Origin of the sequence: Billgrantia zhangzhouensis (assembly GCF_021404465.1) — a bacterium.
Taxonomy (GTDB): domain Bacteria; phylum Pseudomonadota; class Gammaproteobacteria; order Pseudomonadales; family Halomonadaceae; genus Halomonas; species Halomonas zhangzhouensis.
The window spans coordinates 48871-71430 of record NZ_JABFTT010000010.1; the positions used below are offsets into that span (position 1 = coordinate 48871).

The following is a 22560-nucleotide window of genomic DNA, read 5'->3' on the forward strand; positions in this document are numbered from 1 at the left end:
AACGAGGGACGAGGCCGATGGAGAAGAGGCTGGCGGTATCCGGGCCCGCATCTTCCGATTATCACTCTATTGGGGACAGCGAATGAAACTGGACAAGAGCGTAATAGCCATTACCGGCGGAGCCCGCGGCCTTGGTTTTGCCATGGCGCGTCGCTTGGGTCGCCAGGGTGCCACGCTGGCACTGATGGACCTGGATACCGATGCGTTGGACAAGGCTGTCTCCACGCTGCATGCGGAAGGCATCGAGGCAGGCGCGTTCCGGCTCAACGTGGCGAATGAAACATCCGTGAAGCAGGCCTTTGGCGACGTGGCCGCGTCGCTTGGGCCGGTTGCCGGCCTGGTCAACAACGCCGGCATCCTGCGCGATGCCCTGCTGGTGAAGGCCAAGGAGGGCAAGGTGGAGAAGACCATGTCGCTCGAACAGTGGCAGTCGGTCATCGACGTCAACCTCACCGGGGTCTTCCTGTGCGGGCGTGAGGCGGCCAGCCAGATGGTCGAGGCCAATCAGGGTGGCGTCATCGTCAATATATCGAGCATCTCCCGCGCCGGCAACATGGGGCAGAGCAACTACGCAGCCGCCAAGGCGGCGGTGGTCGCGCTTACCACGACCTGGGCCAAGGAACTGGCGCGCTATGGGATCCGTGTGGGGGCGGTGGCGCCGGGCTTCATCGAAACCGACATGACCGCTTCGATGCGTGAGGACATGCTCGAGAAACTGGCGGCGGGCGTGCCGCTCAAGCGCTTGGGCAATCCGGACCACATTGCCCAGAGCGTGGCCTTCATCTTCGAGAACGATTATTTCACTGGCCGCGTGATCGAATGTGACGGTGGGCTGCGCCTGTAGACAGGAGACAGGTTCCAGCAATAGAGAACCCCTGCCATGCCAATGACAACGAGGCCGGCGAAATGCCGGCCTCGTTGTGTTGTGCCTGGATCTCTCCAGAAAGCGACTGATCGCTACTGGAACGTGACCTGATCGCGGAAACTGTCCACGGTGGCTGGCCCGATACCGCTGACCTGGGTTAGGTCCTCGGCGCTCTCGAAATTGCCGTTGGCTTCGCGGTATTCGATGATCGCCTGGGCCCGGCTCGGGCCGACGCCCGGCAGTTCGGTGAGCAATTCCGCATCGGCGGTGTTGACGTTGATCGGTGCTACGTCCTGAGCCATGGCCAGTGAGCCGAAACTCAGTGCCAGCGCCAGCAAGGTTGCCTTGATGACTCCCTTCATTTCGTAAATCCCCTTTGTGATGATTTGCTTTGCAGTGCGGGAGACGTGTGTCGTCTCGCTTTTTCAAGCTAAACGAATCCGAGGGGTGAGAGGATAGGTATATTACCATTCTCTTTGTAAGAAAAAGCCGATGGTTTGCCGCAGTGATTCGCCCGACGGCTTGTGAGCCTATCGTGACAGGGGGTGGCGAGCCGGGTGGAAAAAGCGCCCGGTACCTTGAGGGACCGGGCGATTGTTGTCGATCAGTGGCTCTCGTCGGCGACCTTGTCGGTACGCGCGGCGAGAATGAAGTCATTCTTGTGCAGGCCCTTCATCTCGTGCGACCACCAGGTCACGGTGACCTTGCCCCATTCCGTCAGCAGGGCCGGGTGATGTCCCGCTTCTTCGGCAATCTCGCCAACCCGGTTGGTGAAGGCCAGCGCCTGCTTGAAGTTGCGAAACTTGAACACGCGCTCGAGCTGCTTGATGCCGTTGCGCTCGACCAGGCTCCAACCGGGGATATCCTGCGTGAGCGTTTCGATCTCGCTGTTGCTGACGTGGGGGGCGTCCCAACTGCATGCTTCACATTGCTGCTCGGATAGTTGGCTCATACTTGTTCCTCATCGGAGTGTTGTTGGTTTCGGGCGGGGATGATCGTTGTGTTCAGGCTTTTGCCTTTGCGGCTTTCGGGGCCGGTTTGAAGCGGGGGGCGTGCAGGCCCAGCTCCATGGCCCGGTGCACCATGCCCATGATGTCCTGCTGGGAAAGCTCGTGCAGGGTGGAGAGTTCGTCAAGCACGTAGTAGAGCGGCTGTAGGATGTCGATTCGATAGGGCGTGCGCAGGGCCTCGATGGGGTCGAACGGCAAATGCTCAGGCACGTCCGACAACGCATGCAGGGTCTCCTTGGGTGAGGAGATGATGCCGCCGCCATAGATGCGCCGTCCGGCAGGGGTGTCCACCAGGCCGAACTCGACGGTCATCCAGTAGAGCCGTGCCAGGTAGACCCGCTCCTTGGGCCCGGCAGCAAGGCCGAGGCGACCATAGGTGGCGGTGAATTCGGCGAAGGCCGGATTGGTGAGCATCGGGCAGTGGCCGAATATCTCGTGGAAGATGTCCGGCTCCTTGAGATAGTCGAGTTCCTCCGGGGTGCGAATGAAGGTGGCCACCGGGAAGCGCCGGTTGGCCAGCAGCTCGAAGAAGGTATCGAAAGGTATCAACGCCGGAACCTGAGCGGTCTGCCAGCCGGTGGCGGCGTGCAGCACGCGGTCGATATCGGCGAGCTGTGGGATACGATCCTCGGGCAGGGCCAGTCGCTCCAGGCCGTCGAGATACTCCTGACAGACGCGTCCCTCCAGCATGCCGAGCTGACGCTGCATCAGCGTGTGCCAAGTGACGTTGTCCTGTTCGGGCCAGTCGATGAAGCCGCTGTCGTCGGGTAGGCGTGCGCGATAGCCGGTCTTGCTGGCCACGTCGCTGAGAGTCGGGGAGGATGACGTCATGGCTGTCTCCGGTCGGCGGATCTTGTGTTTGTCTTGCGAACCTTCGACCCGAGTCTAGGGCAGCGAATTCTCGTTTCGGCCGGCGAAGAGGCGCTGCCAGAGGTCGAACAGGGGGCAGCCATGTAAAGAAATCCTGACGATTCATTCCTCTGTCGTGCCGTTACCCATCGATCTGAGACGGTTGCCCCTTTGTGCCCGTCTAGCCGTCACGTTATCTTTACAGCCGAGTCACGTCGCCTTGACGTATTTTGCTGCTGGCACGACCAGCTGCGCTTCGATCATGCCGTAGGGGCCAGGCCCATGAGATTGAGGTTTCACTGCCAGAACCGCATCGGCATTCTGCGCGACATCGTTTCGCATTTCGTCGACTACGGCCTCAACGTGGCACGTGGCGAAGTGGGTGGTGAGCATGGCAATGCCATCTATCTGCACATCCCCAATTTGCTCAATGCGCAGCTGGCTACGCTGAAACCGGAGCTGGAGGCGGTCCCAGGCGTATTCGGTGTACGCCGGGTCAGCCTGATGCCTAGCGAGCGGCGCCACCTCGAACTCGATGCGCTGCTGTCGTCGCTCTCCGACCCGGTGATGTCGATCGACATGGAGGGGCATATCGTGGCCGCCAACCGTGCCGCTGGGCAGTTGCTCGGGGTGCGTATCGACGAGGTGCCGGGGCTGTCGCTCAACCGCTACCTGCCCGACGTGGATCTGCCGGCGTTGATTCGGCGCAACAATGCGCGGGTCAACGGCCTGCGCATCAAGTTGCGCGATGCGACCTTCCTCGCCGACATCGCGCCGCTGCACCGCGAGCACCACGATGACGTGGCCTCCCTGGCCGGTGCCGTGGTGACCCTGCACAGTGCCGACCGGATCGGCGAGCGCATCTATCAGGTGCAGCGCCAGGAGCTGCGTGGCTTCGATGCGCTGTTCCAGGCGAGCCCTCGGCTGGCCGCGCTGATCCGCGAGGCGCGACGTATGGCGCCGTTGGACGCGCCGCTGCTGATCCACGGCGAGACCGGAACCGGCAAGGAGCTACTGGCGCGAGCGTGTCATCTGGCCAGCGCCCGGGGCCAGGCGCCGTTCATGGCACTCAATTGTGCCGGCCTGCCGGAGTCGATGGCCGAAACGGAGCTATTCGGCTATGCACCGGGCGCCTTCGAGGGGGCTCGCCCCGAGGGCAAGCTCGGGCTGCTGGAGATGACCGCGGGCGGTACCATCTTCCTCGACGAGGTGGGGGAGATGAGCCCGCGGTTACAAGTCAAGCTGCTGCGCTTCCTGCAGGACGGCGGTTTTCGCCGGGTGGGCAGCGACGATGAGACCTACCTCGACGTGCGGGTGATCTGTGCCACCCAGCAGGACCTGCCCAAACTGTGTGCCGAAGGCCTCTTCCGGCAGGATCTCTACCACCGGCTCAACGTGCTGTCGTTGACGGTGCCACCGCTGCGCGATTGTCTCGATGGCATCGAGGCCATGGCGCTGCACTTCATCGATCGCGCCGCTCGCCAGATCGGCTGTCGCATGCCTTCGCTCTCACCCGCAGCGCTGGCCAGGCTCTCCACCTATCACTGGCCCGGCAACGTGCGCCAGTTGGAGAACGTGCTGTTCCAGGCGGTATCGCTGTGCGAGGGCGATGCCATCGAACCCTCGCACCTGCGTCTGCCGGACGTGGGCGAGGCGCCGGGCCTCGCGGGGATCGATCTGGACGGCAGCTTGGCCGATATCATGAGTGACGTGGAGCGCCGCGTGCTGGCGGCGCTCTATCCGCAATACCCGTCCAGCCGACAACTGGCCAAGCGCCTCGGGGTGTCGCACACCACCATTGCCAACAAGTTGCGTAGCTACGGCATCGGCGCCGCCGACGCCTGACCGTCCGCCCATGTCGAGCGAGCGGCGAGTTCCCGGACCTCCGCGTAGCGATACGCTTCCAGTGCTCCGAAGCCCGCCAGGCGGCGTGCCTTGAGGCGGGTGAGCAGGGGAGAGGTCAGGCCGCACAGGAAGCGTGCCAGCAGGTCGGGGGTGGCAGGATGAGACTCGTCGCTGACGGACAGTTGCTGCACCAGTTCGCCCGCGAGTCGTGCGACGGCCTCGCTCGACAGCGGCTCGAGTGGCTCGGGGTCGGGCAGGTGAGCGATGGCACCGCGACAGGCCGAGCAGTGGCCGCAGCGCTCGGGTGCTCGGGTATCGCCGAACCACTCGGCCAGCCGGCGACTCAGGCACGCCTCGCTCTCGAACAGCGCCAACATGGCGTGCAGCCGCTCGACCTCGGCCCGCTCCTTGTCATGGAAATAGGCGTGCAACTCCTCGGTCAGGGCCGCCGGGTCGATGTCGTCGCGCAGCACCTCATAGACCTCGGTCATCTGCTTGCTCTCGAGCACCATCCAGCCCTGGGCGACGAAATAGTCCAGCGCGGTGAGTACCCTAGTGCGCTCGACGTTGAGGCCGCGCTCCTCGCCGAGCCGTTCGAGGGCTGCGAAGTCGAGGCTGAACCAGGTACGGGCGCGTTGTGATGCATCGAGAATCGCCTGGACGAAGGTGCTGCGTTCGCCCTCGAAGCGCGACACCAGCGCCTCGGGTCTGTCGTGCAGGCGGAAGCGGTATTCGGCGAAATAGCTGTAGCGCGGCGCGATGATACCGCGCAGTTCGAGCTGCACCAGCAGCGTCTTGAGTGGCAGCGGGCGAATGTTGCTGTGCTGGGAGAGCGAGTTGAGCACCAGCTCCCATTGGCGTCCTGGGGCGATATGGGCGCCGCCTTGGATGGCCCCGATCAACTCGTCGATCACCCGGCGGATGCCGTGAGGTTCCGGGGTGTCGCCGTAGACGAAATTCTCCAGCACGTTGATATGGTCGCGCCCGGCCAGCATCAGGCAGTCGGAGGGTTGGCCGTCGCGGCCGGCACGGCCGATCTCCTGGCTGTAGTTTTCTACCGACTTGGGCAGATCGAAGTGCACCACGTTGCGGATGTCGGCCTTGTCGATGCCCATACCAAAGGCAATGGTGGCAACGATGCAAGGCGTTTGGCCGGCCATGAAGTCGCGCTGGATGCGCTCGCGTGTCTCGGCGTCGAGCCCGGCATGGTAGGCGGTGGCAACGAAACCCGCCTTGTTCAGGTAGGCGGCCAGGCGTTCGGCGGTCTGCTGCAGGGTGACGTAGACGATGGTGGGCTGGGGCGGTTCGCCGCCCAGCCTGGGGCGGAGCCACTCGACCAGTCGTCGCGCCCGGGTTTCGGCCGGCACCGGCGCAACTTCCAGGTTGAGGTTGGGCCGGTAGAAGCCGGTGGCGGTGACGTCGCCCTCGGTGATGCCGAAGCGCTCGCGCATGTCGGCGATCACCCGCGGCGTGGCCGTGGCGGTCAGCAGCAGTACCTGGGGGATGCCGAACTCATGGCGGTAGTGGGGTAGCTTGAGGTAATCGGGGCGGAAGTTGTGGCCCCACTCCGAGATGCAGTGGGCCTCGTCCACGACCAGCAGCGAGATCGGCACGCGGCGGATGAAGGCGCGAAAGCGCTCGTTCTTGAGCCGCTCCACCGAGACCATGAGAATGCGGATATCGCCGCGCTTGACGCCTTCCATCACCGCCGCCGTTTCCTCGCGGCTCTGGCCCGAATCGATGCTGGCAGCGGCGATGCCGTGGCGGGCGAGGAAGGCGAGCTGATCCTGCATCAGCGCCAGTAGCGGCGAGATGACCAGCGTCAGGTGAGGCAGGTGCAGGGCCGGCAACTGGTAGCACAGCGACTTGCCCGAACCGGTGGGAAAGATCGCCGCCGCCGAACGGCCGGCGGTTATCGCTTCGATGACGGGACGCTGCCCCGGGCGGAAGTCGTCATAGCCGAAGACCTGCTGTAACGTTCGATCGATCACGTGGGCACTCCCTGCGTAATTGCTTTACGTACCGTTTTTCCTAGGCGGAGGTCGTGGCGACCACCGGACGAACATTCTCGCATATCGTCGGTTTCGACGATTATCCGTTCCCGCGCGACCACGCTCCATGGCAGCGTGCCCGAGCCGCTGTGCGTGGCGCACCTGACTGCCAACTGGGTAGCCACAGGGGAGAGTGGCGGGGCCAAGGCTTGGCGCGCATCGGGGTCATGACCCGAGAGGCCGAGATTGGCATAATGCCTCTTTATTCTTCGCCCGCAGGGAAGACGCCATGACCGCTTGGAGCAAGCTGCTGATCGCCACGACGCGGCTGATCGACCTGCATGACAGCGCTCACGAGCCCGGTTCGCCTTTCGTGCAGGTGAGCCAGGAGCAGCGTCGCGGCCTGCGTGACGGCTACTGGCTCGACCTTGGCTGCCTGCTGCTCGACTACCTGCTCGACGAGGATTTCGCTACCAACAGCGCTTTCGTCTCGCAGAGCCGCTGCCTCAATCACCTGCGCGAGGTGTACCCGGGGCTGCCCCACGACGACCTGAGCTTCGTCATCAACCTGCTCTCCACCCCCAGCGAGATCCACTTTCGCCAGCCATCGTCGACCATGGGCGACGGCGCGACGGCAGAAGAGCGCAGCCGGCGCAGCACCAAGCGCACCGCACTGATCGAGAAACAGGGCCAGACCGGCCAGGTGCGCCTCACCCCGAGCGGCCGCCAGGCGGTGACCCTGGCCAGCCAGGTCGAGGACCTGCTCTACTCCGAGTACGATGCCGCCAAGGTGCTGGCAGCACTGGCGCGGGGTGATTTCTCCCGCATTCCCGACATCACCAACCAGATCCTGCTGGCGATCCGCGCCCTGACCCAGGAGCTGCGACGGGTGCGTGAGAATCCCACCCGTGAAGGCAAGCTCTCCGCGCTGCTCGACAACGAGCGCCACTATCACAATGCGCTGACCAACATTCAGCAGACGCTGCTCGATGCCCGTGCCCAGCTTGCCACGCCGCGGCTGATGGAGCGCTTCGAGAGCTGGCGCGAGGCGCAGTCCGACGACTGGGACCTGCGCGTGCTCTCCAGCGCCATCGGCCGCGTGCTCACCGCCATCGAGAATCTCTCGCGGCGGCTCTCCGAGCTGCTGGCCGATATCGCCGAGGGGCGCATCCAGGCCATGGGCGTGATCGACTTCCAGGACATGGCGCGCCAGCTGCTCGAGGTGCCGCCCGCGGGTGCGCTGCGCGATGCCGTGGTGGCGCGCATGATGCCGCTGCACGTGCAGGCCGCCTTCCCGCGCCTGGCACCGCTGGTGCCGCTGCTCGAGAGTCGTCGCGCCGATGTCAGCCCGGTGGCGCTGGTGTTCGACGAGGCGCGCGACGCCGCCCCCGAGGACCCGCTGCTGGCTCGCTTCCTCGAAGCGCGGGGGCCGGCGTTGCGCCAGCGCCTCAAGCGCGCGCCGCTGTCGCTGCCCGAGGCGCTGACCGAGGGCTGGCATCGCTTCGAAGAGGGCGACTGCCTGGCCCAACTGCTCAATACCTTCGTCGATACCGAACTGCTGGCCCCGGGGCTGACGGTGGGTATCGACGCTACGCCGTTCGAGCTCGAACTCGACGACGGCCGCCGCATCGAGGGGGCCGTGACTCCCTCTCTTGGCTTCTTTCTACAGGCGCCCGCTGCCGCGCCTAACGCCATATCGCGCATCGATCAGGACGAGCCAGTATGAACATGACCGAGATGGGCGAAGTGGTCGCCTACCTGCTGCGCTATCGCAGCGCCGAACGCACCCCGGGCGGCGGGCGCAAGCGCCGGGCCGCCCGCGAGGGGCAGCTCTCCGAACGCGATGTCTGCGCGCTTATCGACGATGCCAGTGAGGCCGAGCGCGAGGCGCTGCGCGACTTCCTGGCCGGGCAAGGGCTGAGGCTCAAGGCCTTCGAATCCGGCGACTACCCCGGCATCGCACCCGGCTCGCGCTACTACGCGCTGCTGCCTGACCCGGAGCTGGAGCAGCCACCGCTCTATACCCGCGAGCCGGTGTTCGAGGCGCTCAAGCTGCGCCAGGAGAGCCGCGCCGAGCTGGCCCAGTGGTACCTGCAACTGTGGCTGCTGATGCATACGCTGCTCTACACCCGCTACAACCGCGCGCTCTCCGATGTCAGCCGCTACCAGGAGGCCACTTTTGCCGGGGCCGAGCTAGTCGAGCTGATGCGCGACCAGTTGGAGACGCTGCGCAGCCTGGGCGAGGAGGCGCCGGAGAGCAGTCGCGTGCTGCTGGAGGAGCGTGGCGAGGACATCAGCCGCCGGGTGCGTGCCTTCATCGACCTGCAGGTGCGTGCCGGGCTGCTCGAAAGCTTGCGTGATGCCGAAGCGAGTGCCGGCACCGAGGAGAGCGTCGGCGAGGTATGGCAGCAGACCCTGCTCGGGGCGCTGGAGAGCGAGCAGATCGGCATTCATCAGCTTGGCCATCTGCAAGCGCTGGCTCAGGGCCGTGCCCAGGGCCGCTATCGGGACGAAGAGTGCGAGGCCGCCATCGATGAGCACGAGGAGACCCAGGCATGAGCGTGATCAACCGCATCGAGGTCGCCAACCTGCTCAACAAGCACGGCGACGTGGCTTCGCCCTGGGACGCCAAGATGCGCCACCTGCTGCTCGACCTGCGCGGCCAGTCGAGCGCCATCAGCATGGAGAACGGCTTCGGCAAGACCACGCTCTCCGAGGCGCTGATCGGCCTGCTGTCGCGGGACCGCACGCTGCTCTCGCGCACCCGGCGCAAGTGCTCGCCCTCGGCGGTGGGCGGCACGGCGCGTAGCTGGAGCCACCTGCGCGTGGAGTTCCGTTCGCGCAGCGGGCTCGAGCGCCAGAACGACATGCTCGCTGCGGTAGGTGAGGAAGTTGCCGGAGAGACCTTCGTGTTCGGCTTCTACGGCTACAGCGATGGCAGCGGGCTCTCCTTCTATCACTATGCCGGGCGCCTCGAAGACGTGCCGGTGCACCACCTGACCCTTGACGGCAAACTGGCGCTCTACGCCAACCGCGACGTCAAGGCGGCCATGGCCGAGCGCAGTGTGCGCCTGACCCACAACCGCGAGGAGTGGCTCGAGGCGGTGGGAGCTCATGTGTCGCGTCGCGAGCTGGCCCAGCTTGCCGCCTTCCAGAAAGAAGGTGGCGCCGACAAGAGCCAGATCTTCAACGCCATCAAGCCCCGCGCCGGCGAAAAGGCCGACCAGGCGTTCTTCTTCGAGGTGCTGGCCCCCGAGATCCTCTCCGGCGCCACCCGTGGCGAGACCGACGAGAGCGAGGAACTGATCGAGGAGGTGATCCTCAACTCCGGCACCAACATCACCGAACTGCGTCATCGCTTGGAAGAGGCCGAGAGCGACCAGCGCCGCGCCAGCGACAAGGTGGTGCGTCTGGCCGAGCTGCGCGAGCAGGGCGAGTCGCTGCGCGATGCTCGCGCCCGCCTGATGGAACTCGACCAGGGCCTGGCAGCCAGCGAAGCCTTGCTGGGCGGGCAGGCGCTGCTGGGTCTGCCGGGGCTACCCCGCGCCAGTTCCGAGGAGGACGTCGAGGAGAGCGGGACCGCCCCGCTGGATGGCTTTGCCTGGATTGCCGGCGATACCTCGCGGCCGAGGGTTTCCACCTCGCTGTTGGCGACGCTTTCGGGTCTTTCCGAGCGGGCGGTGCGCCAGGCGCTCTCCGAGCGTGGCGCCCGGGTCGACGTGCACCGACGACTGATTCACTTGCCCCAGGCCGTGTGGCCGCTCAACCGCGACGTGGGTCATGTGAGCTTCAAGGCCGCTCGTGAGTGGCTGGCCGAAAGCCACGCCCTGGCCGATGACACGGCTCGCGACCGCGCCCTGAGCGCGCTGGACGAGGGCGCCGACGCCTTCGAGGCCGCCGACGGTAACCGCTTCCGCGAGGAGGTGATCGGCGATGGAGTCTACCTCGAGGAGCTGACCCGCGAGCTGGCCGCATTGGACGAGCGCCGCGACGATCTGGAGCACGAGCGCGAGCGGCTGGAGTCTCAGCAGCGCGACTTCGTCGACAACCAGAGCTTCTACACCCAGGCGTTGGCCGAGGGGCTGTTCAGCGAGGCCGAGCTGGAGAGCCCCGAAGCCAGCGCCGAAGCGGCCAAGATCCAGGCCGCCGACGCTCGCCGCGCCCTCAACGCGCACCTGGGCCGTGTCGGCGAGCTCAAGCAGGTCGCCGCCTGGCATGATGCCTACCGCCGCGAGTGCCCCGATCTGGCACCGGCCGAGCGGCTCGAAGAGAAGCTGGAGCGCGAGGCAGAGCTGGCCGAGTCCCTCGATGAGCTGACCCGGCGCCGCGACGAGGTGCTCAGCACCTTCGAGGCCGCCCGCGGCGAGCGCGAGCGGCTCAACGGCGAGCGTGAACGTCTGAGTGGCGAGCAGGGCCTGCTGGCCCGCGGCCAGGCGCCCTGGCGCGCCTTCGTCGAGGGCTGGCCGGGTGAAGAGGTGAGCGGCTTCTGGTCGCGGCGCAAGACCGCGTTGGCCGAGCTGGAGTCGAACTATCGCGAGGCAGAGCAGCGCCATCAGGAGGCTGAACGTACCCTGGCCCGGCTGGCGCCGCTGGCCGAGGCCGCCCGCCGTTATGGCGAGCTGCACGGCGACGACGAGCCGGTGCACCTGCGCGCACGCCTGCGCGAGGCGGAGCGCGAGCTGGGTGACGAGCGCAAGCGGCTGCAGGACGAGGAGAGCCACCTGCGCACGCTGCACCGAGCACGGCTCGATTTCGCCGAGCGCAGCGAGCTGACCCCGGAGAAGTGGCTGGCCGATGCCCGGCGCCGCTACCCGCGACTACTGCGCGAAGCGGAGACGCTGGAAGCTGACATCGCCGCCCGGGAGCGCTATCTGGAGAGCCTCACCGGTGATCCGCTGGAGCGGCGCGTGGTGGAGGCCGAGGCTCACCGTCACCTGGATGCCGCCGATATCGCCTGGCAGCCGCTGCATGCGGTACTCAACGTCGAGACTCATACCCCCGAGCAGCGCCGCGAGTGGCTGGTGCAGGCCGCCGGGGTGCTGTTCGCCCCGGTGGTGGCCGGACGCGAGGCGGCCGAGTCCGCCGCCGCCACGCTGATCGAGGCGGGTTTGGCGGTGCCGGTGTTCGAGGCCGCGGCGCTGGCCGGCCTACTGGCCCGGGGCGAACCGCCCCTGGGAGCGGTAGCCGGCGTCGAGACCCTGGCGGTAAAGGCGGCGCTGGATCCCAGCTACCTGGAAGCGCTGCGCGAAGCCACCGAGAAGCGGCTGGCCGCCGACCGTGAGCGCCAGGTGGCCCTGGCCGTGGAGTGCGAGCGGCTCGATCCCCATGGCGAGACCTTCGCCCTGGCGCTGCGCGCCCGCGAGGCCGACGAGGCTCAGGTCGAGGTGGCTCTGGAGGCGCTGGCCGAGCGCCAGGTGGCCCTGGCCGAACGTGAGGCGGAACTGGCGCCACGGCTCACCGACGCCGCGCTCACCTGTATCGACGACTATCAGCGCTACCTGCAGGAGGGCGGCGAGTTCGCCCAGCAGGAGGCCGCCGAGGCACGGCTGGAAGCCGAGACGGCGCTGGCCGACCTCGCACCGCAGCGCGAAGCGGCGGCCCGTGAGCTGGAGGCCCATGGCCAGACCTGGCTCGCCGCCGAACAGTTCAGCGACGCTGGCGGCGTCGAGCGGCTACAGGCGCTGGAGGCGCGCCTCGCCGAGCTCGAGCGGCACCTGAGTGAGGTGAGCGTCCGACTGGCCGCCGCCGAGGAGCAGCGCGAGACGCTCAAGCGCCAGGTGGAAGAGACAGAAGCCCAACTGCGCGGCATCTTCAGCGACGGTGAGCGCGACCGCCTGCGTGCCCTGGTGCGCTTCGAAGCCGAGGGCGGCGTCGATTTCATGGCCGCTGCCGCCGAGGTGCAGGCCGAGCTGGAGGCCGCTCAGGCTCGAGCGACGAGGCGCGCCGACTTCGACTTCACCCGTATTCGCGCCTACCTGGAAGTGCGTGATGCCGCCGGCGGCAGCCAGAAGCTCGAGCGCGAGATCGCTCGGGTCAGGCGCGAGCTTGGCGAGCTGCGCGAGACGCGCAAGGCGCGTGCCGAGGAGCGCGATGCGCTGGAGGCACGTCTTGCCGAGCAGCGCCGGGCACTGGCCTGCGTCGACCAACTGGCGGTGGAGTGGCTGCGGGTACTGCGTGAGCTTCCCGAGGGCTGGCCGCGTCGCCTGGCGGCGCTGGTCGACCTCGACGAGGCGAGCCGTTGGTCCGGCGACGCTGCCGAGTTCGCGGCGCGCAACGCCGCTCTGGATAGTTGGCGTGAGATGGCTGGTATCGACGACACAGGCCAGGATGTGCTCGATATCGAGGCGCTGGAGGCGTGTCAGCAGACCCTGGTCGATGCCCTGGGTGAACTCAACCTGGGCGAGCAGGCGCGCAACCGCGAACGCCAGGCGCGCCAGGTCGAAGGCGGCGAACGCAAGCTGGCCGAGGCCCTGGCCGAAGCCGCCCACAGCCGCATGTTCAGCGACACCGAGCGCGCCCGCCTGGCCGGATTGACGCATGCCAGCGCCGAGGCGCTGGACGACCTCTCGCGCCTGCACGACCAGCTTGCCGGTCAGCTCGACGACCACAAGGTGCGGGTCGAGCGGCTGCACGCCTCACGTGAGCAGATCGAAGGCACCCTGGTGGAGCGCCTCAGTTCGATCATCTCGGACGCCGCCGGCAACCTCGACATCCTCAAGCGCGTGGCCAAGAGCAGCGGCGAGGGCGGGGCCTTTTTCGAGGTCAAGGCCTCGCTGATCGGCTCCGACCAGCTGCGCGACCTCATCGCCACGCTGCTGGCCGACATCGACGAGCACCAGGCCGCCATGCGCCGCCGCGCCGAACGCGACGGCGGCATGGTCGACGGCGAGGCGCGCCGGCGCGACGATGACCTGCTACGCCAGATCCGCCGACGCATCTACCGCGGGCTGTTCCACGACGTGGCGATCCGCCTCAAGCACGACGCCATCCGTCCTCACGGGAGGCTGTTCTCGCTCAACGAGGAGATGTCGGAGGGCCAGCGCGAGGCGGTATCGCTGATGTGGCTGGTCAAGCTCTCCGAGTTCGCCATCGAACGCGAGCTACGCGAACTGCCGGGGCACCACCGCCGCCGCGCCCGCACCAGCCGCGAAAGCGTGATCCTGCTCGACGGCCTGTTCTCCAAGCTCTCGCACCGCCGCCTGATCCAGGACTCGCTGGAGTCGCTGCGCAACACTCGCGGGCGCTTCCAGATGATCGGCCTGATCCACAACCCCAATTACGAGAACGACCCCGATATCTTCCCCACCTACCTGGTGGGCAGCGTGATCGGCGGCGCTCAGGGGCAGGGCGGCCACGTGATGGTGCGCGACGGCCGCATCGCCGCGCCGGAATCGCTCGGTCGCAGCACTGGCGAGGCCAGCCTGTTCGGTATCCACGTCAGCGAGCCGGCGACCCAGGAGTAAGCGATGCGCGATGCCGCTCTGATGCTGAGCGAGGCGGCCAGGGAAGCCCTGGCCTGGCTCGAAGGGGAGTGGCAGCGCGCCTATTCAGGGACCGGAAAAGGAAAAGGGTGGCGCTCATTCAACTTGGTCAAGCAGCTTCAACAGAAGGGCATCTGTCAGACGGAGCTGCACGCCTGGCAGGTGCTGGAGGAGTTGGGACGCTCTGAGCTCATCGATCTTCCGCCGGGTGTCCTGCTCTCGCCTCGCGCGAAGTTGCCGGTGAGGGTCGAGTTGGCGGCTGCGCGCAGGGAAATCCTGATAGCGGTATCTCCTGCACTGGACCCTCGGCTGGAGTTGGAGCCTAGGCAGCACTCGGCGTGGCGGCGAGCACTGGAGGGGCCACTCGGTGGCTGGAGCATCAAGGATCAGCTAGCCCTGGCTGAGGGCCTCAGGCGGTTGGCCAACGATCTGCCGAGGGTCTACCAACTGAGCCCTTACGTGGCCAGCGCTCGCTATCTGTTGGGAAGTAGTAAGCTGCTTGAGGCGCTGCCCACTGAGCTGGTGCGCGCTTTCGGTATCGAGCCGGCCCGCTTCCAGGCCGCCGAGACCTGGCTGCTGGCAAGCGTGCCCGAGCATCCCGAGCGGCTCTTGCTGATCGAGAACGCGCAGAGTTTCAGCCAGGCCTGCCGCGTGGGGTGTGACAAGCGCCTGGCGTTGATCTGCACGTTCGGCTACGGCCTCTCTCTGGCCAACGCCTTGGAAAGTGGAGATCGGGTGCGGCTGGTCGGCCAGGGTACGGCGGGCGTCACCCTGGCTGACCTGCTGCGCCTGCCTTGCCCCACCTACTGGGGCGATCTCGACCCCGAGGGGCTGCGCATCTATCGGAGATTGCGTCACTTCCTGCCCGACCTGGCGCTTTCCGCTCTGTTTGGCCCCATGCTCGCTGCCTTGGAGGCGGGAACTTGTCACCCCCTCGATGCCTTGACCGGAAAGGCAGGACAGCGAGCCGCCGGGGGTTGGCCGCGCGGGCTCGATCAGGAGTGGCTGGCGGATAATCAGATTGAGCTGCTGGTGGGCAAGCCGCTCGAGCTGGACGAGCAGGAAGCGCTACTGTTCCGCCTGCAGGAGTGAGCTGGGCGACCTTTCAACTAGCCAAGTTTCGGAGGAACCCATGCACGTCATCATCGACCTCTGCGTCGTCCCGCTGGGGGTGGGCGTATCGGTCTCACCGCAGGTCGCCGCCTGCCAGCGGGTGATCGAGGCCTCGGGCCTGGAGTACCACATGCACGCCTACGGCACCAACATCGAGGGGCCATGGGATGAGGTCATGGCGGTGGTCAAGCGCTGCCACGAGGTGGTGCACGAGATGGGCGCGCCGCGTATCACCACCACCCTCAAGCTGGGCACCCGCACCGACCGCGAGCAGTCCATGGCCGACAAAGTGGAAAGCGTGCAGCACAAGCTGCGCAATGTGTGAGTGTTTCCCTGGCCGTTCAGGCCGTGGCGTTTAGACGCTGGATAGCGGCGTTAGCCAGGCATCGCCCAGGCGCAGCAGGTGGTCGGTGAGGGCGTCGAGCACCTTCCCGCCCTGGCGCCAGTGGTGCCAATAGAGCGGTACGTCGATGACATGGCCCGGCGACAGGTCGACCAGCCTTCCTTCGGCCAGGTGAGGGCCGGCGTCGATCTCCTGCAGGCGTCCTTCGCTCAACTCCCTCTCGGCCTGGCGCTCCGGCACCATGCCGTAGCCGAGCCCGGCCAGGGCCAGGCCGACGAAGCCTTCCGAGGAAGGGCAGAGATGGTGAGGGAAGGGCGGCTCGACGCCGTGCATGGCCAGGTAGCGATGTTGCAGCCGATCGTCGGGGCCAAACACGATGGCCGGTGCCCGGCGCAGTGCCTCCGGCGTCACGCCCTCGGCGAAATGACGCGCCACGAAGGCGGGGCTGGCCAGGGCACGATAACGCATGCTGCCCAGCGGGTAACTGCGCGCGCCTTGGACCGGCGTGGGCGAGTCGCAGATGCAGCCGGCTACATCGCCGTCGCGCATGCGCTTGAGCGCCACCTCTTGATCCTCCACCACCAGATCGAACAGCACGGGGTGTTCTTCGCAGAAACGCCCGATGGCCTCCGGCCACCAGGTGGCCAGGCTGTCGGCGTTGATCGCCAGGCGCAGGCGTTGCTCACCACCTCCCAGTGCCGGTACCTCGTCCAGCAGGTCGCTCTCGAGCAGCCGCACCTGCTGGGCATGGTTGAGCAGCTTGCGACCCAAAGGCGTGGAGGCAAGACGTGGGCTGCGTACCAGTACCGGCTGCCCAAGTCGAGCTTCGAGCAGCTTGATGCGCTGGGATACCGCCGATTGTGTCAGGCCCAGGTGGCGAGCGGCGCGCTCGAAGCCGCCCTGATCGATCACTGCTATCAGCGCTTCGAGTAGCTTGTAATCAAGCATTAGTAATTTTTATCCCCTAGTTGATTTATTCATTTCTCTTATCATTGTGGCGAGCTTAGCCTTGGCGGCATCGATTCGCCAGGGAGAAAGTGAGATGTGGTTGTCATGGCTCAATGGGCTACTGATCTGCGCCGGGTTGATCGTGGCCATCGGTGCGCAGAATGCCTTTGTCCTGCAGCAGAGCCTGCGTCGTCAGCATGCCTGGATGGTGGCGGGTGTCTGTGCCCTGTGTGACTGGCTACTGGTGGGGCTCGGGGTGCTGGGGTTGGGGGTGCTGATCGCCCAGCAGGATGCGTTGATGGAAGCCGCTCGCTGGGCCGGTGCCGCCTTCCTGGCCTGGCAGGCGTGGCTGGCGTTTCGGCGGGTCCTTTCCGGTCAGGCATTGGCGGCGGGGGGCGGCAGGGTACAGTCGTGGCAGGCCGCCTTGACGGCGACGCTGGCCGTGACCTTGCTCAATCCCCAGGTCTATCTGGAAACCGTGGTGCTGCTCGGCGCCATCGGTGCGGTGCAGCCGAGCCCGCTGGGCTTCTTCATTGGTGCGGCAATGGCGTCGTTTGGCTGGTTCTTCGGCCTGGCGGCTGCGGCCGGGTGGTTGGCGCCCAGGCTGGCCAACCCACGGGTGTGGCGGGCCATCGACCTGGCGATCGGCATTATCCTGGCGTGGGTGGCGTGGAGGTTGGCCAGTGGCGCCATGATGCCTTAGGGAAACGCTGCACAAATGCCTGCGCGAGCGGATCGCTGCGTTGCGTGGTGCAGGTGCGCCAGCCCGGTCGGAATCCTGTAAAGCTGGCTTTACGCTGTGTCAGGCTGACGCACCGCCCAGGAGGCCAGATGCAGGGCAGAAACCGAGCTGTAAGGTTTTCCTTACGAATACGGGGTAAAGGGCCGATGGCGGGGCTCGATCGAGGTCCGCCCGGGGCGTTTCGGCAGGGGGGCGTGCGCACTAGTCTGGAAAACATTCATTCGGCACCGTGCGGTGCCGTGCCATGACTGCGCGACATCATCGATATAACAACGGCCAATCCCCCCTGGAGGTAACCATGAACGCCCCTGCCAAGACCGTATCTCCCATCTCTCGGGACAACCCCATCGGCACCGACGGCTTCGAGTTCGTCGAGTACAGCGCACCCACCGCCGAGGGCATTGAGGCGCTGCGTGCGCTGTTCAACCGCATGGGCTTCACCGAGACTCGCAAGCATCGCTCCAAGCAGGTTTTCCTGTTCCAGCAGGAGAACGTCAACTTCGTGCTCAACGCCGAGCCCGACAGCCATGCCGCCAAGTTCGCCGAAGTGCACGGCCCTTGCGCCTGCGCCATGGCCTGGAAGGTGGCCGACGCCAAACAGGCCTTCGAATATGCGCTGGCCCACGGTGCCGAAGCGGTGGAGAATCCGGTTGGCCCAGGTGAGGTAGGCATTCCCGCAGTGCGCGGCATCGGCGGTTCGTTGCTCTACTTCGTCGACAACAAGGTCGACAGCGAAGGGCGCACCATCTACGACATCGACTTCGAGGCCATTTCCGGCCGTTCGCGCAACGATAATAGCGTGGGGCTCAAGGTGCTCGACCACCTGACCCACAACGTCGACCGTGGCCAGATGGACAAGTGGGCCGATTTCTATACCGAGATCGCCAACTTCCGCGAGAACCGCTACTTCGACATCAAGGGCAAGAAGACCGGCCTGCATTCCCGTGCCATGACTGCACCGTGCGGCAAGATGCACATCCCGATCAACGAGTCGGCCGATGATACCTCGCAGATCGCCGAGTTTCTCCGCGAGTACAACGGCGAAGGCATCCAGCATCTGGCCATGGCCACCGACGATATCTACGCCACGGTGCGCGCGCTACGTGCCAACGGCGTCACTTTCCTGTCCACGCCGGATACCTACTACGAGAAGGTCGACTCGCGAGTGCCGAACCATGAGGAGAGCGTCGAGGACCTGCGCGAGCTGAGCCTGTTGATCGACGGAGGTCCGGATGAGGGCGTGCTGCTGCAGATCTTCACCGAGACCGTGATCGGGCCGATCTTCTTCGAGATCATTCAGCGCAAGGGTAACGACGGCTTCGGCGAGGGCAACTTCAAGGCCCTGTTCGAATCCATTGAGGAAGATCAGATGCGCCGCGGCGTACTCTAGGAAAGCATGCTTGATTGCTGCGCTCGGGCACTTGAGCAAAAGGACTGGCCGTCGGCGGTGCCGAGGCGGCGGCCAGCCTATCTGAGCTCGCGACATAAATCATGGCTTTCCTAATGATCTGTGCGAACCATTAGAATAAAAAGTCGCTCTGCTCCCATTTCCCAACAAAATCCTTCACAATGCCCGTCAATTTTCCTGGGTATTGGGTAGGTAGATAACAATTCCACTCCTTTGGTGACGTAATGACGACCGAGCAACAACCCCGCGTCCAGTGGCTAGGCCGCTGGGGCTTCGTGCTGGCGGCGACGGGTTCCGCCGTTGGCCTGGGCAATATCTGGAAGTTCCCCTACATGACCGGTGAGTACGGCGGCGGCGCTTTCGTGCTGGTTTACCTGGTCTGCATTCTGGCCGTGGGTGTGCCGGTCATGATGACCGAGATCGCCTTCGGCCGGCGTGGTCGTGGCAGTCCCATCGACGCGGTGCGTCGGGTGGTGACGGAGTCTGGCAGAAGCTCCGCCTGGTCAATATTGGGCTGGATGGCGATGCTGTGCGGCTTCATGATCCTGTCGTTCTACGTGGTGGTGGCCGGCTGGTCGTTTTCCTATCTGTGGAAGATGTTGAGCGGTGGTTTGAATGGCTCGGGTGTCGACGATATGGTGGCAATTTTCGTCGCCAACAACGAGAACCCGTTCAATCTCGGCTTCTGGAGTACCCTGGTGACGCTTGCCACCATGTTGATCGTCGGCAAGGGCGTTCAGGCGGGTATCGAGAAGAGCGTCAGTTGGATGATGCCGGGCATGGTCGTCATGCTGTTGATCCTGATCGGCTACGGCGTGTTCTCCGGCGGCTTCGGCGAGGCATGGCGTTTCCTGTTCTCGTTCAAGACCGGTAGCCTGTCGAGCGAGGGTATGCTGGCCGCGCTGGGCCATGCCTTCTTCACCCTGTCGCTGGCCTCAGGGGCCATTCTCACCTATGGCAGTTATCTGCCGGTGCGCTCCTCCATTGCGCGCACCACCTTTGGCGTCGCGATAGCCGACACCCTGGTGGCGCTGATGGCGGGCCTGGCGATCTTCCCGGTGATCTTCGCCAACGGCATGAGCCCCGAGGGCGGCCCTGGGCTGCTGTTCATGAGCCTGCCGCTGGCGTTCCAGGCGATGCCGCTGGGCACGCTGTTCGGCATCCTGTTCTTCGTCATGCTGTCGATGGCGGCGCTGACCTCGTCGATCTCCATGGTCGAGGCCACCGTCTCGTGGCTGGTGGACAACAAGGGCATCACCCGGCGCACCGCGGCGTGGGGAACGGGGATCGTGCTGTGGCTGGTGAGCACCCTGGCGATGCTGTCGTTCAACCTGGGCGCCGACTGGACCCTGGCCGGCCGCCACTTCTTTGACTGGCTCGATTACCTCACCTCACGCTGGATGATGCCGCTCGGCGGCCTGGGCATGGTGTTGCTGGCCGGCTTCGTGCTCAAGAGCGAGAGCTTCCGCGAGGAGTTGGGCCTGGCGCCGTACTGGCATGCGTTGTGGTTGTTCATGGTGCGCTACGTGAGCCCGCTGGGCATCCTGGTGATCTTCGTCGATGCGCTGGGCATTGCGCGGCTGGAGTTCGGCGTCCACTGGCCCTGGCTGCTCGCCGTGCTGGCGGTGATCACCTTGATAGGCGAGCTGCTGAGCCCCAGGCTGCGGCGCACGCTGGCTAGCTGAGCCATAGGCTTGCCCCGGCCGGGGCAAGCCGTTAATGTCGGGCCGGGTCCGTTAGGGACGTTTCATCGAGATTGATAGGATGCTCTCACGTACGGTTTGTGGTGCCGACCCGGTCGCACCTCGCTTGCTGCGAGGTGCATTGGCGCTTCTGATACTGCTCTTGATTGCCGGCTGTGCCGGACGCGATGGGGGCCGTGGCGAGCGGAGCTCGGCGCCATCCGGCTGGAATGGCGAGCAGGGGCAGGCTTCCTTTTATGCCGACCGCTATCATGGCCGGCGCACCGCCAGTGGCGAAACCCACGATCGCAATGCGCTGACCGCGGCGCATCGCAGCCTGCCATTCGGCACACGCGTCCGGGTAACGCGGCTGGACAACGGTCGCGAGACGGTGGTGCGTATCAATGATCGCGGGCCTTTCGTGCGCGGTCGTGTCATCGATCTCTCGCGGCGTGCGGCCGAAGAACTCGGCATGCTCAGGCAGGGTGTGGCGGAGGTGAGGCTTTCGCCCGAGTGAGGCCCCGGCTGCTGGCGAGGTGTCTCGTCCCGTCACTCATGCGACAATGACGCTTTCGCTAACGTCGAGCGCCCGTCATGTCTTCCCCGCGCAGCGAATCCATTGCCGAACTCCAACGCTTGCGCCGTGGCCGTTCACGGCGCGGCTGGCTGACGCGCAGCTTTCGCCTGCAGGTGATGCTGCTGGTCGGCCTGTTGCTGGCCGGCATGCTGCTCGCCCAGGGCGCCTACCTCAATCACCGCAAGGCCGAGATCATCAGTCACCAGATGGGTGAGCGGGCCCTGGCCGTGGCGCTCAGCGTCGCCAGTATCCCGGAACTGATTGCGGCCTTCGACGACCCCGATCCCAGCGCCACCATCCAGCCCATCGCCGAGCGCATCCGTCGTGAAACGGGTGCGCGCTACGTGGTGGTGGGCAATACCGAGAGCCGGCGCTATTCCCATCCCTTGCCGGAGCGACTGGGCGAGTCCATGGTCGGCGGCGACAACGACCGTGCGCTGCTGCACGGCGAGTCCTACGTCTCCGAGGCGGTCGGCTCGCTGGGCAAGGCGATGCGCGGCAAGACCCCGGTCTTCGACGCCGAGGGCAATATCATCGGTATCGTCTCGGTGGGCTTCATGCTCGACCGCGTGGCCATGGACGTGGTCGAGCACACCAGTCTGGGCTGGTGGCTGGTGGCGCTGATGATCGTGTTCGGCTTCGCCGGCGCCTACCTGCTTTCGCGTCACCTGAAGAAGGTGATACTGGGGCTCGAGCCCTACGAGATCGCGCGTCTGGCGATGGAGAAGGAGGCCATCCTGCAGTCGATCCACGAGGGCATCCTGGCGGTGAACAGCGAGGGGCAGATCACCTTGGTCAACCAGCAGGCGCGGCGCTTCCTCGGGCTGCCGCCCGCCGAGGAAGTGTTGGGACGACCGATCCAGGAGGTGGTGCCCAATTCGCGCCTGTCCGAGGTGCTCGAGCGTGGCGAGCGCCAGTTCGACCAGGAGATGTGGCTGGGCGACCATCCCATCGTGGTCAATCGTGTACCGATCCTGCATGCCGGCGAGATCGAAGGGGCCGTATCGACGTTCCGCAGTCGTCGTGAGATCGTCGATCTCTCCAATGCCCTCAGCGCTGCCAGCCGCGACGTGGATATGCTGCGTGCACAGGCCCATGAGTATTCCAACAAGCTGTACACCATCTCTGGAATGCTGCAGCTCGACCGCATCGAGGATGCCTTGGCCCTGATCCATCAGGAGAGCGAGCGCCAGCAGGCGCAGATGACCTTCCTGATGAAGCACGTCGCAGATCCGGTGGTCAGCGGCACCTTGCTGGGCAAGCTGACCCGGGCCCGGGAGCTCAACGTGGCGCTCGAGATCGACGACCAGAGTTCGCTCTCCTCACCACTGACCTTCACCGGCCAGGAGGTCATGATGACAGTGATTGGCAACCTGCTCGACAACGCCTGCCACGCCGCTCAGCAGCGCGGGGAAGGTGGGCAGGTTCGATTGTTCTTTACCGACCTGGGCGAGCAGTTGCTGATCGAGGTGGAGGACAACGGTCCCGGCGTGCCGCCGGAGCATGTCGAGTCGATCTTCGAAGAAGGCTTTTCCACCAAGCCGGGCAAGCATCGCGGCATCGGCCTGGCGCTGGTGAGTCGCCTGTGCCAGGAAAACGGTGGGGCCATTACGCTCGAGGAGAGCGAGCTGGGTGGTGCCTGCTTCACGGTAGTACTCGACCGCTCGCTGTGTCGCGCGAGCCAGCCGGTCGAGTCGTCGCCGTGA

The 22560-nt window shown here is 65.7% G+C and carries 17 protein-coding genes; 12 read left to right on the forward strand and 5 right to left on the reverse strand.

Going from position 1 to position 22560, the window contains the following annotated elements; genetic code table 11:
- Positions 1 to 82 precede the first annotated feature (82 nt).
- On the forward strand, positions 83 to 844 hold the full coding sequence (locus tag HOP51_RS13725) for an SDR family oxidoreductase (RefSeq protein WP_234274469.1): 762 nt from the start codon (positions 83 to 85) through the stop codon (positions 842 to 844).
- A gap of 113 nt (positions 845 to 957) precedes the next feature.
- Here the strand turns inward: HOP51_RS13725 and HOP51_RS13730 are convergent, their stop codons facing one another.
- The 3 genes from HOP51_RS13730 to phhA form a co-directional block, all read right to left on the reverse strand.
- Positions 958 to 1227 (reverse strand): ComEA family DNA-binding protein, encoded by a 270-nt coding sequence (locus tag HOP51_RS13730; RefSeq protein ID WP_234274470.1) that lies wholly within the window; start codon positions 1225 to 1227, stop codon positions 958 to 960.
- Positions 1228 to 1469: 242 nt separating this feature from the next.
- Positions 1470 to 1817 (reverse strand): 4a-hydroxytetrahydrobiopterin dehydratase, encoded by a 348-nt coding sequence (locus tag HOP51_RS13735; protein ID WP_234274471.1) that lies wholly within the window; start codon positions 1815 to 1817, stop codon positions 1470 to 1472.
- A 52-nt stretch (positions 1818 to 1869) separates the two neighbouring features.
- Positions 1870 to 2706: a phenylalanine 4-monooxygenase gene (gene phhA, locus HOP51_RS13740; RefSeq protein ID WP_234274472.1), complete on the reverse strand. Its 837-nt coding sequence runs from the start codon at positions 2704 to 2706 to the stop codon at positions 1870 to 1872.
- Between the two features lie 300 nt (positions 2707 to 3006).
- On the opposite strand from phhA, the gene HOP51_RS13745 reads away from it, so the two are divergent.
- Positions 3007 to 4569 (forward strand): sigma-54-dependent transcriptional regulator, encoded by a 1563-nt coding sequence (locus tag HOP51_RS13745; protein ID WP_234274473.1) that lies wholly within the window; start codon positions 3007 to 3009, stop codon positions 4567 to 4569.
- On the opposite strand, the gene HOP51_RS13750 is transcribed toward HOP51_RS13745, so the two are convergent.
- Positions 4542 to 6560, reverse strand: a complete 2019-nt coding sequence (locus HOP51_RS13750) for a RecQ family ATP-dependent DNA helicase (RefSeq protein WP_234274474.1) — start codon at positions 6558 to 6560, stop codon at positions 4542 to 4544. The genes HOP51_RS13745 and HOP51_RS13750 overlap by 28 nt on opposite strands.
- Positions 6561 to 6849: 289 nt before the next feature.
- Between HOP51_RS13750 and HOP51_RS13755 the strand changes: the two genes are divergently transcribed.
- From HOP51_RS13755 to HOP51_RS13775, 5 genes are read left to right on the forward strand one after another with little or no spacing between them, the layout of a single operon-like run.
- Positions 6850 to 8286 carry a hypothetical protein gene (locus HOP51_RS13755; protein ID WP_234274475.1) on the forward strand — a complete coding sequence of 479 codons (1437 nt, stop codon included), beginning with the start codon at positions 6850 to 6852 and terminating at the stop codon, positions 8284 to 8286.
- Entirely contained in the window at positions 8283 to 9119 is an 837-nt protein-coding gene (locus HOP51_RS13760; RefSeq protein ID WP_234274476.1) for a hypothetical protein, read from the forward strand. Before HOP51_RS13755 ends, HOP51_RS13760 begins: the two co-directional genes overlap by 4 nt.
- Complete coding sequence (locus HOP51_RS13765; RefSeq protein ID WP_234274477.1) at positions 9116 to 14023, forward strand: coiled-coil domain-containing protein; 4908 nt, start codon at positions 9116 to 9118, stop codon at positions 14021 to 14023. The genes HOP51_RS13760 and HOP51_RS13765 overlap by 4 nt, the downstream gene beginning before the upstream one ends.
- Positions 14024 to 14026: 3 nt before the next feature.
- Positions 14027 to 15133, forward strand: coding sequence for a Wadjet anti-phage system protein JetD domain-containing protein (locus HOP51_RS13770; protein WP_234274478.1), 1107 nt, complete (start codon positions 14027 to 14029; stop codon positions 15131 to 15133).
- 40 nt (positions 15134 to 15173) lie between these two features.
- Positions 15174 to 15479, forward strand: a complete 306-nt coding sequence (locus HOP51_RS13775) for an MTH1187 family thiamine-binding protein (RefSeq protein ID WP_234274479.1) — start codon at positions 15174 to 15176, stop codon at positions 15477 to 15479.
- A gap of 30 nt (positions 15480 to 15509) precedes the next feature.
- Here HOP51_RS13775 and HOP51_RS13780 read toward each other — a convergent pair whose 3' ends face one another.
- Positions 15510 to 16445, reverse strand: a complete 936-nt coding sequence (locus HOP51_RS13780) for a LysR family transcriptional regulator ArgP (RefSeq protein WP_234274480.1) — start codon at positions 16443 to 16445, stop codon at positions 15510 to 15512.
- 94 nt (positions 16446 to 16539) lie between these two features.
- Here HOP51_RS13780 and HOP51_RS13785 point away from each other — a divergent pair, with 94 nt between their 5' ends.
- The 5 genes from HOP51_RS13785 to HOP51_RS13805 all read left to right on the forward strand — a co-directional run bounded on the left by HOP51_RS13785 (position 16540) and on the right by HOP51_RS13805 (position 22560).
- Entirely contained in the window at positions 16540 to 17148 is a 609-nt protein-coding gene (locus HOP51_RS13785) for a LysE/ArgO family amino acid transporter (RefSeq protein WP_234274481.1), read from the forward strand.
- 337 nt (positions 17149 to 17485) lie between these two features.
- Positions 17486 to 18577, forward strand: coding sequence for a 4-hydroxyphenylpyruvate dioxygenase (hppD, locus tag HOP51_RS13790; protein ID WP_234274482.1), 1092 nt, complete (start codon positions 17486 to 17488; stop codon positions 18575 to 18577).
- Between the two features lie 242 nt (positions 18578 to 18819).
- Entirely contained in the window at positions 18820 to 20280 is a 1461-nt protein-coding gene (locus tag HOP51_RS13795) for a sodium-dependent transporter (protein WP_234274483.1), read from the forward strand.
- Between the two features lie 139 nt (positions 20281 to 20419).
- Positions 20420 to 20794, forward strand: coding sequence for a septal ring lytic transglycosylase RlpA family protein (locus HOP51_RS13800; protein ID WP_234274484.1), 375 nt, complete (start codon positions 20420 to 20422; stop codon positions 20792 to 20794).
- 77 nt (positions 20795 to 20871) lie between these two features.
- Positions 20872 to 22560 (forward strand): ATP-binding protein, encoded by a 1689-nt coding sequence (locus tag HOP51_RS13805; RefSeq protein WP_234274485.1) that lies wholly within the window; start codon positions 20872 to 20874, stop codon positions 22558 to 22560.

Bases quoted from the DNA above. Each gene is read 5' to 3' on its own strand.
- HOP51_RS13725 (WP_234274469.1), top strand. From the start codon at position 83: ATGAAACTGGACAAGAGCGTAATAGCCATTACCGGCGGAGCCCGCGGC.
- HOP51_RS13735 (WP_234274471.1), bottom strand. From the start codon at position 1,817: ATGAGCCAACTATCCGAGCAGCAATGTGAAGCATGCAGTTGGGACGCC.
- hppD (WP_234274482.1), top strand. From the start codon at position 17,486: ATGAACGCCCCTGCCAAGACCGTATCTCCCATCTCTCGGGACAACCCC.
- HOP51_RS13765 (WP_234274477.1), top strand. From the start codon at position 9,116: ATGAGCGTGATCAACCGCATCGAGGTCGCCAACCTGCTCAACAAGCAC.
- HOP51_RS13780 (WP_234274480.1), bottom strand. From the start codon at position 16,445: ATGCTTGATTACAAGCTACTCGAAGCGCTGATAGCAGTGATCGATCAG.
- HOP51_RS13775 (WP_234274479.1), top strand. From the start codon at position 15,174: ATGCACGTCATCATCGACCTCTGCGTCGTCCCGCTGGGGGTGGGCGTA.
- HOP51_RS13745 (WP_234274473.1), top strand. From the start codon at position 3,007: ATGAGATTGAGGTTTCACTGCCAGAACCGCATCGGCATTCTGCGCGAC.
- phhA (WP_234274472.1), bottom strand. From the start codon at position 2,706: ATGACGTCATCCTCCCCGACTCTCAGCGACGTGGCCAGCAAGACCGGC.
- HOP51_RS13785 (WP_234274481.1), top strand. From the start codon at position 16,540: ATGTGGTTGTCATGGCTCAATGGGCTACTGATCTGCGCCGGGTTGATC.
- HOP51_RS13760 (WP_234274476.1), top strand. From the start codon at position 8,283: ATGAACATGACCGAGATGGGCGAAGTGGTCGCCTACCTGCTGCGCTAT.
- HOP51_RS13795 (WP_234274483.1), top strand. From the start codon at position 18,820: ATGACGACCGAGCAACAACCCCGCGTCCAGTGGCTAGGCCGCTGGGGC.
- HOP51_RS13730 (WP_234274470.1), bottom strand. From the start codon at position 1,227: ATGAAGGGAGTCATCAAGGCAACCTTGCTGGCGCTGGCACTGAGTTTC.
- HOP51_RS13805 (WP_234274485.1), top strand. From the start codon at position 20,872: ATGTCTTCCCCGCGCAGCGAATCCATTGCCGAACTCCAACGCTTGCGC.
- HOP51_RS13770 (WP_234274478.1), top strand. From the start codon at position 14,027: ATGCGCGATGCCGCTCTGATGCTGAGCGAGGCGGCCAGGGAAGCCCTG.
- HOP51_RS13755 (WP_234274475.1), top strand. From the start codon at position 6,850: ATGACCGCTTGGAGCAAGCTGCTGATCGCCACGACGCGGCTGATCGAC.